This window comes from Cellulosimicrobium sp. 72-3 (assembly GCF_013127315.1).
Taxonomy (GTDB): Bacteria; Actinomycetota; Actinomycetes; order Actinomycetales; family Cellulomonadaceae; genus Cellulosimicrobium; species Cellulosimicrobium funkei.
The window spans coordinates 2,806,140-2,819,253 of sequence record NZ_CP053419.1 but is presented as its reverse complement, the minus strand read 5'-3'; the positions used below and the strand labels follow the sequence as shown (position 1 = coordinate 2,819,253).

Below are 13,114 nucleotides of genomic sequence, written 5' to 3'. Positions count from 1 at the left end.
CCGGAGGTGCGCGCGTCGGGCTTAGGGTGGACGCGTGCGTGGTGAGTACAAGGTCCCCGGTGGCAAGCTCGTGGCGGTCGACGTCGAGGTGGAGGCCGGGCGGCTCGCCCGGGTCGCGGTCAGCGGCGACTTCTTCCTCGAGCCGGACGACGCGCTCGAGGACATCGACGGCGCCCTGACGGGCATGCCGGAGACGGCGACGGTCGCGCAGCTCGCGAGCGCCGTCCAGGCCGCGCTCGGCCCCGACGTGACGATGGTCGGGTTCTCGCCCGAGGCGGTCGCGATCGCGGTGCGGCGGGCGCTCGGCCGCGCGACGGGCTGGGGCGACCACACGTTCGAGGTCGTGCACGAGGGCCCGGAGGAGCCGGCGATGCACCTCGCGCTCGACCAGGTGCTCACGGAGGAGCTCGACGAGGGCCGGCGCGGCCCTACGCTGCGGATCTGGGAGTGGGCGTCGCCCGCGGTGATCATCGGCTCGTTCCAGTCGCTGCGCAACGAGGTCGACCCGGAGGGTGCGGAGCGGCACGGGGTGACGGTCGTGCGGCGCATCTCGGGCGGGGGCGCGATGTTCGTCGAGCCCGGGAACACCATCACCTACTCGCTGTACGTGCCGGGGTCGCTCGTCGAAGGGCTCAGCTTCGAGCGCTCGTACGCGTTCCTCGACGACTGGGTGCTGGGCGCCCTCGCCGACCTGGGCGTGGAGGCGACGTACAAGCCGCTCAACGACATCGCGTCGCCGGCCGGCAAGATCGCGGGCGCGGCGCAGAAGCGGCTGCGCGGGGGAGCGGTGCTCCACCACGTGACCATGGCGTACGACATCGACGCCGACAAGATGACCGAGGTGCTGCGCATCGGGCGCGAGAAGCTCTCGGACAAGGGCACCACGAGCGCCAACAAGCGCGTCGACCCGGTGCGCTCGCAGACGGGCATGGCGCGCGAGGACGTCATCGAGGCGTTCAAGGACCACTTCCGCTCGCGGTACCGCACGGTCGAGGGTGCGGTCACCCCCGAGGAGCGCGAGCGCGCGCAGGAGCTCGCGCGGACGAAGTTCTCCACGCCGGAGTGGACCGCGCGCGTCCCGTGACGCGCGGGGTGCTGCGCGGGGACGTGCGCGGCCGGCGCGGGAGTGTGACGCCCGCCCGCGGGCAGGGCCCCGCGGCCTGAGCGGTCGCCAGAGCCGGGCGACGCCCGGCGATTGTTAAGAACGTGCAACATCTGCCGCCGTGGCTTCCGTTCGCGCACGCGTGGCAGTAATCTCCACACATACGTCCACTGATGGAAGTAAGTTTCACACCGCGGGAGCCGACCGGCCGCGCGGGACCGTCAGGACACACGACCCGGCCGTTCCCCCGACGGCCGACCAGAAAGGAAGTGTCACGGCATGCAGCGACGCAGCACGGTGGCCGTCACGGGCACCCTCGTCCTCGCGCTCGGCCTGGCCGCGTGCAGCTCCGGCGGCGGGTCCGGCTCCGAGGGGACCGGTGGCGACGACGCGACCGACTTCTCGGGCGAGACCCTCACCGTCTGGATCATGGAGGGCACCAACCCCGACGCGGACGCGTTCTTCGACGAGGTGACGACCGCGTTCAAGGACGAGACCGGCGCCGACCTCCAGATCGAGTTCCAGCCGTGGGCCAGCGCCCACGACAAGTTCACGACCGCCATCGCCGGCGGCACGACGCCGGACGTCGCCGAGGTGGGCACCACCTGGACGGGCGAGTTCGCGGACGTCGGCGCGCTCGCCGACCTCTCCGACCGCATCGCGGACGCCGGCCTCGAGGACGACCTCGTCCCCGGGCTCGTCGAGTCCGCGACCCTCGACGGCGGCGTCTACGGCATGCCGTGGTACGCGGGCGTGCGCTCGGTCGTCTACCGCGCCGACCTCTTCGAGGCCGCGGGCATCGAGACCCCGACGTCGTGGGACGAGCTCGTCGCCGCGGCGGACGCGCTCAAGGCGGCGAACCCGGAGATCATCCCGTTCCCCGTCGCGGGCGACAGCCAGTACGGCGCCATGCCGTTCGTCTGGGGCGCGGGCGGTGACCTCGCGGTGAAGGACGGCGACACCTGGACGTCGGAGATCAGCTCGCCGGAGTCGGTCGAGGGCCTCGAGTTCTACACCGGCCTCGCGACCGAGCACGGCTTCTCGACCGCCGCCGCGACGACGTGGAAGGAGACGGACCTCCTCGCCGCGTTCGAGCAGGGCCAGGTCGGCATGATGATCTCCGGCAGCTGGACGCCGGGCAAGATCCTCGCCGACGTCCCGGACATGGAGGGCAAGATCGGCGCCTTCCCGATCCCCGGCCAGACCGAGGGCCTGTCCGACTCGTTCCTCGGCGGCTCGCACCTCGGCGTCTTCGAGGCCAGCGAGAAGCAGGACCTCGCGTGGAAGTTCGTCGAGATGATGACGACCGGCGAGTTCGCGCAGGCGTGGGGCGAGCAGTCCGGCTACTTCCCGGGCCAGACGTCGCTCCTCGAGAAGGTCATCGAGGAGGACGACCCGATCGTCGCGCCGTTCGCCCAGCAGATGGTCGAGGCCGGCCGCTCGGTCCCGGTCACGCCGCTCTACGGCCAGATCCAGGGCAAGAAGACGCTGGAGACGATGCTCCAGTCCGTCCTGTCGGGCAGCGCGACCGTCCAGGAGGCCGCCGACACCGCGGCCGCCGACATGGACGAGACGTTCGGCTCCTGACCTGACGCGTCCGGCCGCGGGCAGCCCGCCCGCGGCCGGACGCCGCCTCCGCCGGCACCCGACCGCCGGCGCCCGCACCACGCCCCGCACCCCGCGACAGGACCTCTCCCATGGCAGACCTTCGAGCCGCGCCCGGCGCCTCGCCGGCCCCGGCCGCCCCGGCCGACCGGCCGCCGTCGAGCACCGTGCCGACCGCCGCACGACGGCGCCGCACGGGCCTCGGCCACCGTTCCCCGCTGCGCCCCTGGCTGCTGCTGGCCCCGGGACTCGTCGTCCTCGGCGTCCTGCTCCTGTGGCCGCTCGTGCGCGTCGTGCTGCTCTCGCTGCAGGACTACGGCCTGCGGCAGATCGCGAGCGGCGAGTCGAACTGGATCGGGCTCCAGAACTACGCCGACCTGCTCGGCGACAGCTACCTGTGGACCACGGTCCTGCCCAACACCGTGCTGTTCGCGCTCGCGTGCGTCGTGCTCACGGTCGCGCTCGGGACGGCGGTCGCGCTGTTCCTCAACACGCTCGGCGGGTTCTGGCGGGGCGTCGGCGCGACGGCGATCATGGTCGCCTGGGCGGTCCCGGCGATCACGGGCACGTACGTGTGGGTGTGGATCTTCGACCCGCTGAACGGCCTCGTCGCCTCGGTGCTCGAGGGCGTGGGCGCGATCGAGCCCGGCACGGTCAACTGGTTCACGGAGCGCCTGTCGTTCTACGCCATCGCGACGCTCAACGTGGTGCACCACGGGTTCCCGTTCGTCGCGATCACCGTGCTCGCGGGGCTCATGACGATCCCGCACGAGCTGCACGAGGCCGCCAAGGTCGACGGCGCGACGGCGTGGCGCCGGTTCTGGGCCATCACCGCGCCCATCCTGCGCCCCGTGTTCGCGGTCGTGACGATCCTGTCGACCATCTGGGACTTCAAGGTCTTCACGCAGATCTACCTCATGCCCGGCGGCAACGGCGGGAACAAGGACGTCTTCAACCTCGGCGTGTGGTCGTACATCCAGTCGTTCGCGCAGGGCAAGTACGGCATGGGCGCGGCGATCGCGGTCCTGCTCACGCTCATCCTGCTCGGCATCACGCTCGTGTACATGCGCACCCTGTTCAAGGAGGAGGAGCTGTGAGCGCCGCCGTCGTCGACACCCGCGCCACCCCCGGGCCCGGCGCCCGCACCGAGCAGGTGCTGCGCGCCCGCCGCCGCCGACCTGGCGTCGCGGCGGCCAAGACCCTGGGGATCGTCGCCCTCCTCGTCTTCTCGCTCTTCCCCGCCTACTGGATGTTCTCCTCGGCGATCGACCCGGAGGCCGCGACGCGCGGCGCCCGGCTCCTTCCCGCCGGCGTCACGTGGGACAACTTCGTCACCGTGATCGACGACGGCGGGTTCGGCCACTACCTGCGCAACTCGGTGCTCGTCGCGCTCGGCACGGTGCTCGCGTCGTCGGTCGTGGCGCTGCTCGCCGCCGTCGCGGTGAGCCGGTTCCGCTTCCGGTTCCGCAAGTCGATGCTCGTGCTCATCCTCATGGTGCAGATGGTGCCGCTCGAGGCGCTCGTCATCCCGCTGTTCATCCAGATGCGCAACCTCAACATGCTCAACTCGCTCCTGGGCCTGGCGGTCGTGTACCTCGCGTTCGCGCTGCCCTTCGCGATCTGGACGCTGCGCGGCTTCGTCGCCGCGGTCCCGGTCGAGCTCGAGGAGGCGGCGTTCCTCGACGGCGCGTCGTGGGGGCGCATGTTCTGGAAGGTCCTGGTGCCGCTCGTCGCGCCCGGGGTCGTCGCGACGAGCGTCTTCTCCTTCATCACCGCGTGGAACGAGTTCATCTTCGCGCTGACGTTCCTCCAGCAGTCGAGCAAGTACACCGTGCCGATCGGGCTGCAGAAGTTCTTCGGCGAGAACACGACCGACTGGGGCGCCGTCATGGCCGCGTCGACGATCATCACGCTGCCCGTGCTCGTGTTCTTCGTCCTCGTGCAGCGCAACCTGTCCTCGGGCCTCACCGCCGGGTCGGTGAAGGGATGAGCGGCGCGACGCCCCCGACCGGGGCGCAGCGTGCGACCGACGTGGTGCGCGCCGTGAACGGCGTGCTCCTGCCCGGGTTCACCGGCACGGACGACCTGCCGGCGTGGCTCGTCGACGCGGCGCGCGACGGCCTGGCCGGGGTCGTGCTGTTCGGGCACAACACGCCCGACGTCGCGACCACCGCGCGGCTCACCGCGCGCCTGCGCGGCGCGTCGCCCGACCTCCTCGTCGCGGTCGACGAGGAGGGCGGGGACGTGTCCCGGCTCGAGGCGGCGACCGGCTCGAGCCTGCCCGGCAACGCGGCCCTCGGGCTGGTCGACGACGTCGCGGTCACCGAGGAGGTCGGCGCCGCGCTCGGTCGTCTGCTCACCGCGACGGGCGTCGACCTCGACCTCGCGCCCGACCTCGACGTGAACTCCGACCCCGACAACCCCGTGATCGGCGTGCGCTCGTTCGGCGCGGACCCGGCGCTCGTCGCCCGCCACGGCGCGGCGTTCGTCCGCGGCCTGCACGCGGGCGGCGCGGGTGCGTGCGGCAAGCACTTCCCGGGGCACGGCGCGACGAACGTCGACTCGCACCTCGCCCTCCCGGTCGTGGACGCGAGCCTCGACGAGCTCCGCGCGCGCGACCTGCCGCCGTTCGTCGCGACCATCGCCCCGGACGACGGGTCCGACGACGCGCTGCTCGACGCCGTGATGACGGCGCACGTCGTCGTCCCCGCGCTCGGCGCGCTGCCCGCGACGCTCGAGCCCGCCGTCGGCGCGCTCGTGCGCGAGCTCGGGTTCGACGGCCCGATCGTCACCGACGCGCTCGACATGGGCGCGGTCGCGACGTTCGCGGCGGACGACGCGGGCTCCTCGTCCCGTGCCGACGACGCCGCGCCGCACGGCATCGGCGAGGTCGCGGTCCGCGCGGTGGAAGCCGGCGCCGACCTGCTGTGCCTGGGCACGACCGTCGGGCGCGACGACGAGGTCCTGTTCCGCCAGGCGCAGCGCGCGCTCGTGGACGCCGTCGTGTCCGGCCGGGTCACGGTCGAGCGCCTGCGCGCGTCCGCCGCGCGCACGGCGCGCACCCTCGCCGCGGTGCGCGCGCGCCAGGCCGCGAGCGGGGTCGTCCCCTCGCCGGAGTCCGCGCGCGCCGCGCTCGACGCCCTCGACCAGGTGGGCGCCCGCGTCGCGGCGCGCGCCGTCCGGTTCGCCGGCCCCGCACCGCAGCAGGCGTCCGTGACTGCGGCGCCCGACGTCGTCGACCTGCGCCTGCGGTTCGACCACGCCGCGGGCCGCACCGCGCAGCACGTCCAGCGCGCGCTCGACGACGCGTTCGGCCCCGACGTGCGGCACCTGCGCCCGGCCGACGCCGAGGCGTGGGCGCGCACGCTCGACGCCGTGCGCGCGGCCGACCGCCCGCTCGTCGTCCTCACGCGCGAGCCGGTGCCCGGCTCGGGCGAGCACGCACGGCTCACGGAGCTGCTCGCCGCGCGGCCCGACGCCGCCGTCGTGCACACCGGGTTCCCCGGTGCCGTCGGGGCGTGGTTCGGTGCGGACCGCACGGTCGTGGTCGCGTGCGGGACGGGGCGCGCCAACGCGCGCGCCGCCGTCGCGCTCCTGCAGGGGGCCGCGGGCCCGCGCACGAGCCCGGACCCGGAGACGCGTGGCGCCGACCTGACCGTCGGCGCGGCGGGGGAGGGAGAGCGATGATCGTCCTCGGACTGTCCTCCGGCACGTCGGTCGACGCGATCGACGCGGCCGCGGCCGACCTCACGCTCGGCGACGACGGCGTGCTGCGCATGCGGCCCCTCGGCCACACGGAGTACGCGTGGCCGCGCGCCCTGCGCGAGCGCATCCTCAAGGCGCTGCCGCCCGCCGCCGTCGACGTCGCCGAGGTGGCCCAGCTCGACACCCTCATCGGGCAGGAGCTCGGCCGCGCCGGTCGGCGCGCGATCGACGACGTCGCCGGCGGCGACGTCGACCTCGTCGCGTCCCACGGCCAGACGATCTACCACTGGGTCGTCGGGGCGCGGGCCCGCGGCACGCTCCAGCTCGGCAACGCCGCGTGGGTCGCCGAGCACGTCAAGCGCCCGGTCATCAGCGACTTCCGCGTGGCCGACGTCGCGGCCGGCGGCCACGGCGCGCCGCTCGTCAGCGTGCTCGACGCGCTCTGGCTCGGGCGCGAGGACGCGGGCGCCGACGCGGCCGCGGACGCCGGGCTCACCGCAGCCCTCAACATCGGGGGGATCGCGAACGTGTCCCTCGTGGGGCGCGTCGACGACCCGGTCACCGGCTGGGACACGGGCCCCGGCAACTGCCTGCTCGACGTCGCGGCCGCGGCGCTCACCGACGGCCGTCTCGCGTACGACAAGGACGGCGAGCTCGCCGCGCAGGGCACGGTCGACCCGGTGGCGCTCGCCGCCCTGCTCGACGACCCGTACTTCGCCGCGCCGGCCCCGAAGTCGACGGGCCGCGAGCTCTTCGACACGACGTACACGGCCCGCCGGCTCGCGTCCGTGCGCCCGGGGCTCACCGGCCCCGACCTCGTCGCGACGCTCACCGAGCTCACCGCGGTCAGTGTCGCCGACGCGCTCGCGGGCCGCGACGTGCGCCGCGTCGTCGCGTCCGGCGGGGGAGCACGCAACCCCGTGCTCCTCGACCGGCTGCGCGCGGCGCTCGCCGAGCGCGTGCCGCACGCGTGCGAGGTCGTGACGTCCGAGGCGCTCGGCCTGCCGGTCGACGCGAAGGAGGCGTACCTCTTCGCGCTCCTCGGCTTCCTGTCGGCCCACGGACTGCCGGGCACCGCCGCCGGCGAGCACCGCCGTCGGGCGACGGGGGCCCGCCGCGCGGTCGTCCTCGGCTCGCTCACCCCGCCCACGCCGCTGCCGTGGCCCGCCGCGAGCGGCCCGGTGCGCCGTCTGGCGCTCGCCAACACCCCGCACGGCCTGCACCCGGGCCCGCGCACCCAGGGTCCGCTGCCGGACCCGACGAAGGGAACCTCCCGATGACCGACCCGACCGTCGCCACGAGCGGCACTCCGAGCGGGGCTGCGAGCACCACCTCGAGCCCCGACGAGTGGCAGGAGCTGGTGCGCCTCGCCTCGCCGACCGAGGAGCGCAACCCGCGCACGACCGACGTCGACCTGCTCCCGACGGCGGACGTCGTCCGGCTCATCACCGAGGAGGACGCCGTCGTCGCGGACGCGGTGCGGGCCCAGCGCGGCCGCATCGCGCAGGCCGTCGACCTCGCCGTGGAGGCGCTGCGCTCCGGCGGCCGCGTGCACTACGTGGGGTCGGGCACGTCGGGCCGCCTCGGCGTGCTCGACGCCGTCGAGCTCCTGCCGACGTACGGCGTGGGCGAGGAGTGGTTCGTCGCGCACCTCGCCGGCGGCGTGGGCGCGATGATGCTGGCCGTCGAGGGGGCGGAGGACGACGTGGCGCTCGGGCGCGCCGACGTCGACGCGGTCGGCCCGCGCGACGTCGTCGTCGGGCTCGCGGCGAGCGGCCGCACCCCGTACGTGCGCGGGGCACTCGACGTCGCGCGCGAGCGCGGGGCGCGCACGGTGCTCGTCTCGGCCAACCCCGACGCGCCGCTCGCGGCCGGGGTGGACGTCGCGATCCTCGTCGACACGGGCCCCGAGGTCGTCACGGGCTCCACGCGCATGAAGGCGGCGACGGCCCAGAAGCTCGTGCTCAACACGTTCTCGACCGCGACGATGATCCGCCTCGGCAAGACGTACTCGAACCTCATGATCGACGTGCGCCCGACCAACCAGAAGCTGCGCGCACGCATCGTCCGGATGCTCGTGCAGGCGACCGGGCTGGGCTCGGCGGAGTGCGAGGACGTGCTGCGCGCGGCCGACGGCGAGGTGCACGTCGCGCTCGTGATGCTCCTCGCGGGCGTCGAGGCCGACGCCGCGCGCGAGGCGCTGGCCGGCGACGGCGTGGCCGGCGTCCGCGGCGCGCTCGCCCGGCTGGGCGCACTCCCCGCGCGATGACCACCCTGCCGAGGGAGAGGCCGGGTACCGCGAGGTAGAGCCGTGGTCGCGACCAGGCCTCTACCTCGGTCTACCTGGCCTCTACCTCGGCGTGCCGGGGCTCTCCCTCGGCGGGGTGGGGCGGGGGCCGAAGACGGCGGTGCCGACGCGGACGATCGTCGCGCCCTCGGCGACCGCGAGCTCCAGGTCGCCGCTCATGCCCATGGACAGCGCGCGGGCGTCCGCGGTCCCGGGCGCGCCCGACCCCACGACGGCGTCGCGCACCGCGCGCAGGCGCGCGAAGCCCGCGCGCACCACGGCCTCGTCGGGCGAGTTCGCGCCGATCGTCATGAAGCCCGCGAGCCGCAGCCCGTCGAGCGCGGCGACCGTCGTCGCGAGGGCGGGCGCGTCGTCGGGCCGCACGCCCGACTTCGACTCCTCGCCCGAGACGTTGACCTGCACCAGGACGTCGAGCACGCGGCCGTCGCGCGCGCAGCGCGCCGCGAGCGCCTCGGCGAGCGCGAGCGAGTCCACGCTCTCGACCCCGGTCGCGGTAGCGAGGACCTGGTTCACCTTGTTGCGCTGGAGATGGCCGATCATGTGGACCTCGACCCGCCCCGCGGCGACGAGGTCGGCGAGGTCGGGCGCCTTCGCGACGAGCTCCTGCACGCGGTTCTCGCCGATGAGGTCCGCGCCCGCCTCGACCACCGCGCGGACCGCGTCGGCAGGCTGGGTCTTCGTCGCCACGAGCAGCCGCACGTCCGACGCCGCACGCCCGGCCGCGCGCGCGGCGTCGTCCACCCGGGTCCGCACCCGGGCGAGGTTCTGCGCGATCTGCGCGGGCAGCACGGACGACGGCTCGGGGAGGGGCATGCGGCCAGTCTAGGTAGTCACTCCTCGTGCATCGCCAAGCGACTGGATCGAGCCCTCCTCCCTCCACGCGCCGAGAGAGATGGTGAGTATGGGTAGCTGTCGAGAGGCCGCTACGTCCGCACACAGCGCTCCGCCGAGTGCATGGCAGACGTTCTCCCATGTCCCGTCCCGCGTCCAGTCGGCGAAGTGGTGGGACGCGGTGCTCGTCGAGCCGTAGGCGGCGCGCAGCGTCGGCCAGGAGGCGCCCGTGCGGACCTTGGCAAAGATCGCGTCAACGCTCCTGCGGGCGCGGTCTCCTCGCCCTCGGGAGAACAGAGGAGCGATGGCCCCCCACTCCTCATCCGACAGATCCCGGGGCAATACGCCGATTCCGTGCTCTCTGTGCCACACCTCGGCGGCACACGGGGCTCCTCCGCGACGGGCTTCGCGGTCCTCGAGGACCGCCACGGTGGCGTCCAGTACGTTCAACGCGACGTGGCGGAGCTCGGGCCGCTTGACCGCGCGCAAGGACCCGAGCGTCCCGTCGTCAGCTGCAAGACTCGACACGTGCTCAACAAGGTCGTCGGCACCACGAGCTTCCACCATGTCGCAGACTGAGAGCCAGACGTGGTCTTCCACGAGGTCGGCATCGAGTGACGCGCATGCGCACGGAGGAACGTCGGCCTGGTAGCGGCCCCTGCAGCGATATCCACGGTAGCCCCAGGAGAGTGTGCTCGAGTCGGCGCCCGTGTACGTCCTGCCGCACGGAGAGGTCATCCTCCCGGAGAGTGGGTACGCCGAGCGCCTTCGCGACGGGGTTGTTCGACGAAAGCGTGCTACGAGCGCGTCCGCGTCGCTCTCGCTGACGATTCTCGGTAGAGAGATCCTGACGCTCTCGCCCCAGAGCGGCTCGCCGTCCCGTCCACGGAGAGCATGCCGCCCCCGGAAGTGGATGACGGCGTCGATGGTCGCGGTGGAGAGGACCCTGCTCCGCAGGTTGCCCTCGGTCCAGGGGCGTCCCGAACGGGTTGGTCGACCCTCGATGTTGAGCCTGGCTGCCGCCGCGGCGAACGACACGCCGTCGCGGAGAACGAGGTCGACCGTCTCGGTGATCGTCCGAGCCTCCGACTGGTCGATCTCGAGGTGCGGTGACGAGAGCTGGTCTCTGGCGACGCGGTACCCGAAAGGCGGTCTTCCGCCGATGTGAGGGGCGCCGGTCGATTGCGCCTTTGCCTGAAGTCCACCTTGCGTCCGACGGCGGATGTCATCCACCTCGGCAGCAGCGCGTGCAGCGAGGACCTCCACCACCGCGCGCCCCAACCGGCACAGATCGTCGACCCTCAGCGACGACACGGCGAGCGCGACCCCAGCGGCGGCCAACGCGTCCACGGTGTCCCAGATGTCTCGTCCTGAACCGAGCCGGTCGATGCTGTCGATCACCACGACCTCGAAGTCGTGTCGCTCGGCAGCGGTCACGAGCGCCGAGAACCCAGGCCGTCGGGAGGGCGCGGAGAGTCGTGAGACACCGAGGTCGACGAAGGATCGAAGGTAGCGCCAGGAACTGTCGTCCGCGTAGGCACGGACTGCGTTCTCCTGGCGAACGAGGCCGAAGCGAGCTGCCTGACGCCTCTGACTGACTCGTTGATACCCGACCGCGCGCGAGCCCGCTGACACGTTGGATGAAGACTCCACGGTGCACCCCTGCTGCTCCTGAACGGCCGACCATCGGCACATGTGTTGGTCGGGAGAGTAGCCATCGCCCCCGACACGCGCGGTGAGCCGCAGGAGTGCTGTACTACCTCGCGATCGGGGCGGCCGTGCCCGCGGTGAGGCGCAGCAGGTCCGCGGGCGCCAGGCCCAGGTCGAGCCCGCGGCGCCCGCCCGAGACGTAGACGGCGTCGAACGCGAGCGCGCTGTCGTCGAGGAACGTGCGGTGGGGCTGCTTCTGGCCCAGCGGCGAGATCCCGCCGACGACGTAGCCCGTCGCGCGCTCGGCCGCGGCGGGCTCGGCCATGCTCGCCTTCTTGCCGCCTGCGGCCTTGGCGAGCGCCTTGAGGTCGAGCTGTCGGTCGACCGGCACGATCCCCACCACGAGCGGGCCGCCGTCGACCACGGCGAGCAGCGTCTTGAACACCTGCCCCGCGGGCACCCCGATGGCCGCGGCTGCCTCGAGCCCGAAGGACAGCTCGCTCGACGGGTCGTGCTCGTACGGGTGGAGCGTGTGCGCGACCCCTTCGCGCTCGAGGAGGGCGACCGCGGGCGTGCCGGCGTGCGCGGAGGATTTCGACTTCTTGGCCACGGCCCGATTCTGCCGCAGCGGCGAGCTAGACGTTCACGTCGAGCAGCGAGCCGATCGCGTACGTCACGCCCATCGCGACCGCGCCGCCGACGACGGTCCGGACCGTCGCGCGGCGCGTCGGCGCGTTGCCCAGGCGTGCCGACCCCCAGCCGGTGAGGACGAGCGCGAGCACGACGGCGACGAAGGTGAGCGGGATGCGGATGGTCGCCGGGGCGAGGAGGATCGCCGCGAGCGGCAGCAGCCCGCCGACGGTGAACGACACGATCGACGCGACCGCGGCCTCCCACGGGCTCGTGAGCTCGTCGGGGTCGATGTGCAGCTCCGCGTCCGCGTGCGCGGCGAGCGGGTCGCGCTCGGTGAGCTGGACGGCGACCTGGCGTGCGAGGTCGGGCGTCAGGCCCTTCGCCTCGTAGAGGCCGGCGAGCTCGTCGAGCTCCGCGTCCGGCATCTCCGCGAGCTCGCGCCGCTCGGTCGCCAGCAGCGCCTTCTCGGTGTCGCGCTGCGTGCTCACCGAGACGTACTCGCCCGCGGCCATGGACAGCGCGCCCGCGAGCAGCGCCGCGCCGCCCGCGGTCGCGATGACGGGGATCGACGTGCTCGTCGCCGCGACGCCCACGACGACGCCCGCCGTCGAGACGATGCCGTCGTTCGCGCCGAGCACACCCGCCCGGAGCCGGTTGAGCCGCGAGCCCGTGCTCTCCGGGTGGTGGGGCTCGCCGGGGTGCCGACCGGTGCGCGGTGCGTCGCTCATGGGTTCACCGTAAGACGCGACCGGCGCGGCGCGACCCGGGGCGCGAGACCGTCGACCCCGACCGCCGCGCGTCCTCTACCCTGCTCCGCGTGACGCAGGGGAACTCCACGGACGAACGGCCGACGACGCGCGCGGAGCGCTACGAGCACGGGCGGGCGGTGTTCGGCGCGGTCAACGAGGCGGCGCCCGCCGCCATCGCCGAGGCGCTCGCCGACGTCTCGCCCGAGCTCGAGCACCAGATCTCGGCGTGGGCGTACGGCGAGATGTACGCGCGCCCGCACCTGGAACCGCGGGACCGCCAGCTCGTCACGCTCGGGATGCTCGCCGCGCTCGGCGGGTGCGAGGCCCAGCTCGACATCCACGTGGGGACCGCGCTCGACGTCGGGCTGACGCCCCGGGAGATCGTCGAGGCGCTCCTGCAGTCGGCGGTGTACTGCGGCTTCCCGCGCGCTCTCAACGCGACCGCGGTCGCGAAGGAGGTCTTCGGGCGGCGCGGGCTCCTGCCGGTCGAGTGAGGGCGGGGGCCGGCGCGCCCCTCCGGTCTCGCCCGGC

At 73.8% G+C, this 13,114-nt stretch carries 12 protein-coding genes; 8 read left to right on the top strand and 4 right to left on the bottom strand.

Going from position 1 to position 13,114, the window contains the following annotated elements:
- Nucleotides 1–34 precede the first annotated feature (34 nt).
- The 7 genes from HKK73_RS12800 (at nucleotide 35) to HKK73_RS12770 (ending at nucleotide 8,681) form a co-directional block, all read left to right on the top strand.
- Complete coding sequence (locus HKK73_RS12800) at nucleotides 35–1,084, top strand: biotin/lipoate A/B protein ligase family protein (protein ID WP_144722639.1); 1,050 nt, start codon at nucleotides 35–37, stop codon at nucleotides 1,082–1,084.
- Nucleotides 1,085–1,381: 297 nt separating this feature from the next.
- A complete protein-coding gene (locus tag HKK73_RS12795; RefSeq protein WP_034654404.1) occupies nucleotides 1,382–2,689 on the top strand; it encodes a sugar ABC transporter substrate-binding protein in 1,308 nt (435 codons plus the stop codon).
- Between the two features lie 110 nt (nucleotides 2,690–2,799).
- Nucleotides 2,800–3,804 (top strand): carbohydrate ABC transporter permease, encoded by a 1,005-nt coding sequence (locus HKK73_RS12790; RefSeq protein ID WP_085387622.1) that lies wholly within the window; start codon nucleotides 2,800–2,802, stop codon nucleotides 3,802–3,804.
- A gap of 56 nt (nucleotides 3,805–3,860) precedes the next feature.
- The gene (locus HKK73_RS12785) at nucleotides 3,861–4,697 is read left to right on the top strand and encodes a carbohydrate ABC transporter permease (RefSeq protein WP_371810625.1); all 837 of its coding nucleotides are present in this window, start codon (nucleotides 3,861–3,863) and stop codon (nucleotides 4,695–4,697) included.
- Complete coding sequence (locus HKK73_RS12780) at nucleotides 4,694–6,394, top strand: glycoside hydrolase family 3 N-terminal domain-containing protein (RefSeq protein WP_171468149.1); 1,701 nt, start codon at nucleotides 4,694–4,696, stop codon at nucleotides 6,392–6,394. The genes HKK73_RS12785 and HKK73_RS12780 overlap by 4 nt, the downstream gene beginning before the upstream one ends.
- Entirely contained in the window at nucleotides 6,391–7,692 is a 1,302-nt protein-coding gene (locus HKK73_RS12775) for an anhydro-N-acetylmuramic acid kinase (protein ID WP_171468148.1), read from the top strand. The genes HKK73_RS12780 and HKK73_RS12775 overlap by 4 nt, the downstream gene beginning before the upstream one ends.
- Nucleotides 7,689–8,681: an N-acetylmuramic acid 6-phosphate etherase gene (locus HKK73_RS12770; RefSeq protein WP_083711907.1), complete on the top strand. Its 993-nt coding sequence runs from the start codon at nucleotides 7,689–7,691 to the stop codon at nucleotides 8,679–8,681. Before HKK73_RS12775 ends, HKK73_RS12770 begins: the two co-directional genes overlap by 4 nt.
- Nucleotides 8,682–8,762: 81 nt before the next feature.
- Here the strand turns inward: HKK73_RS12770 and HKK73_RS12765 are convergent, their stop codons facing one another.
- From HKK73_RS12765 to HKK73_RS12750, 4 genes are all read right to left on the bottom strand, one after another.
- Complete coding sequence (locus tag HKK73_RS12765) at nucleotides 8,763–9,533, bottom strand: YggS family pyridoxal phosphate-dependent enzyme (RefSeq protein ID WP_171468147.1); 771 nt, start codon at nucleotides 9,531–9,533, stop codon at nucleotides 8,763–8,765.
- A gap of 9 nt (nucleotides 9,534–9,542) precedes the next feature.
- A complete protein-coding gene (locus tag HKK73_RS12760; RefSeq protein WP_081600202.1) occupies nucleotides 9,543–11,246 on the bottom strand; it encodes a recombinase family protein in 1,704 nt (567 codons plus the stop codon).
- A 61-nt stretch (nucleotides 11,247–11,307) separates the two neighbouring features.
- Nucleotides 11,308–11,811: a Cys-tRNA(Pro) deacylase gene (gene ybaK / locus HKK73_RS12755; RefSeq protein ID WP_171468146.1), complete on the bottom strand. Its 504-nt coding sequence runs from the start codon at nucleotides 11,809–11,811 to the stop codon at nucleotides 11,308–11,310.
- A gap of 25 nt (nucleotides 11,812–11,836) precedes the next feature.
- Nucleotides 11,837–12,562 (bottom strand): VIT family protein, encoded by a 726-nt coding sequence (locus HKK73_RS12750; RefSeq protein WP_171468145.1) that lies wholly within the window; start codon nucleotides 12,560–12,562, stop codon nucleotides 11,837–11,839.
- Nucleotides 12,563–12,651: 89 nt separating this feature from the next.
- Here HKK73_RS12750 and HKK73_RS12745 point away from each other — a divergent pair, with 89 nt between their 5' ends.
- Nucleotides 12,652–13,077, top strand: coding sequence for a carboxymuconolactone decarboxylase family protein (locus tag HKK73_RS12745; RefSeq protein WP_034650365.1), 426 nt, complete (start codon nucleotides 12,652–12,654; stop codon nucleotides 13,075–13,077).
- The last annotated feature ends 37 nt before the right edge of the window (nucleotides 13,078–13,114 follow it).

What these genes read in the sequence shown, in the direction of transcription:
- HKK73_RS12765 (WP_171468147.1), bottom strand. Translation starts at nt 9,533, where the DNA reads ATGCCCCTCCCCGAGCCGTCGTCCGTGCTGCCCGCGCAGATCGCGCAG.
- HKK73_RS12790 (WP_085387622.1), top strand. Translation starts at nt 2,800, where the DNA reads ATGGCAGACCTTCGAGCCGCGCCCGGCGCCTCGCCGGCCCCGGCCGCC.
- HKK73_RS12795 (WP_034654404.1), top strand. Translation starts at nt 1,382, where the DNA reads ATGCAGCGACGCAGCACGGTGGCCGTCACGGGCACCCTCGTCCTCGCG.
- HKK73_RS12750 (WP_171468145.1), bottom strand. Translation starts at nt 12,562, where the DNA reads ATGAGCGACGCACCGCGCACCGGTCGGCACCCCGGCGAGCCCCACCAC.
- HKK73_RS12780 (WP_171468149.1), top strand. Translation starts at nt 4,694, where the DNA reads ATGAGCGGCGCGACGCCCCCGACCGGGGCGCAGCGTGCGACCGACGTG.
- HKK73_RS12760 (WP_081600202.1), bottom strand. Translation starts at nt 11,246, where the DNA reads ATGTGCCGATGGTCGGCCGTTCAGGAGCAGCAGGGGTGCACCGTGGAG.
- HKK73_RS12770 (WP_083711907.1), top strand. Translation starts at nt 7,689, where the DNA reads ATGACCGACCCGACCGTCGCCACGAGCGGCACTCCGAGCGGGGCTGCG.
- HKK73_RS12775 (WP_171468148.1), top strand. Translation starts at nt 6,391, where the DNA reads ATGATCGTCCTCGGACTGTCCTCCGGCACGTCGGTCGACGCGATCGAC.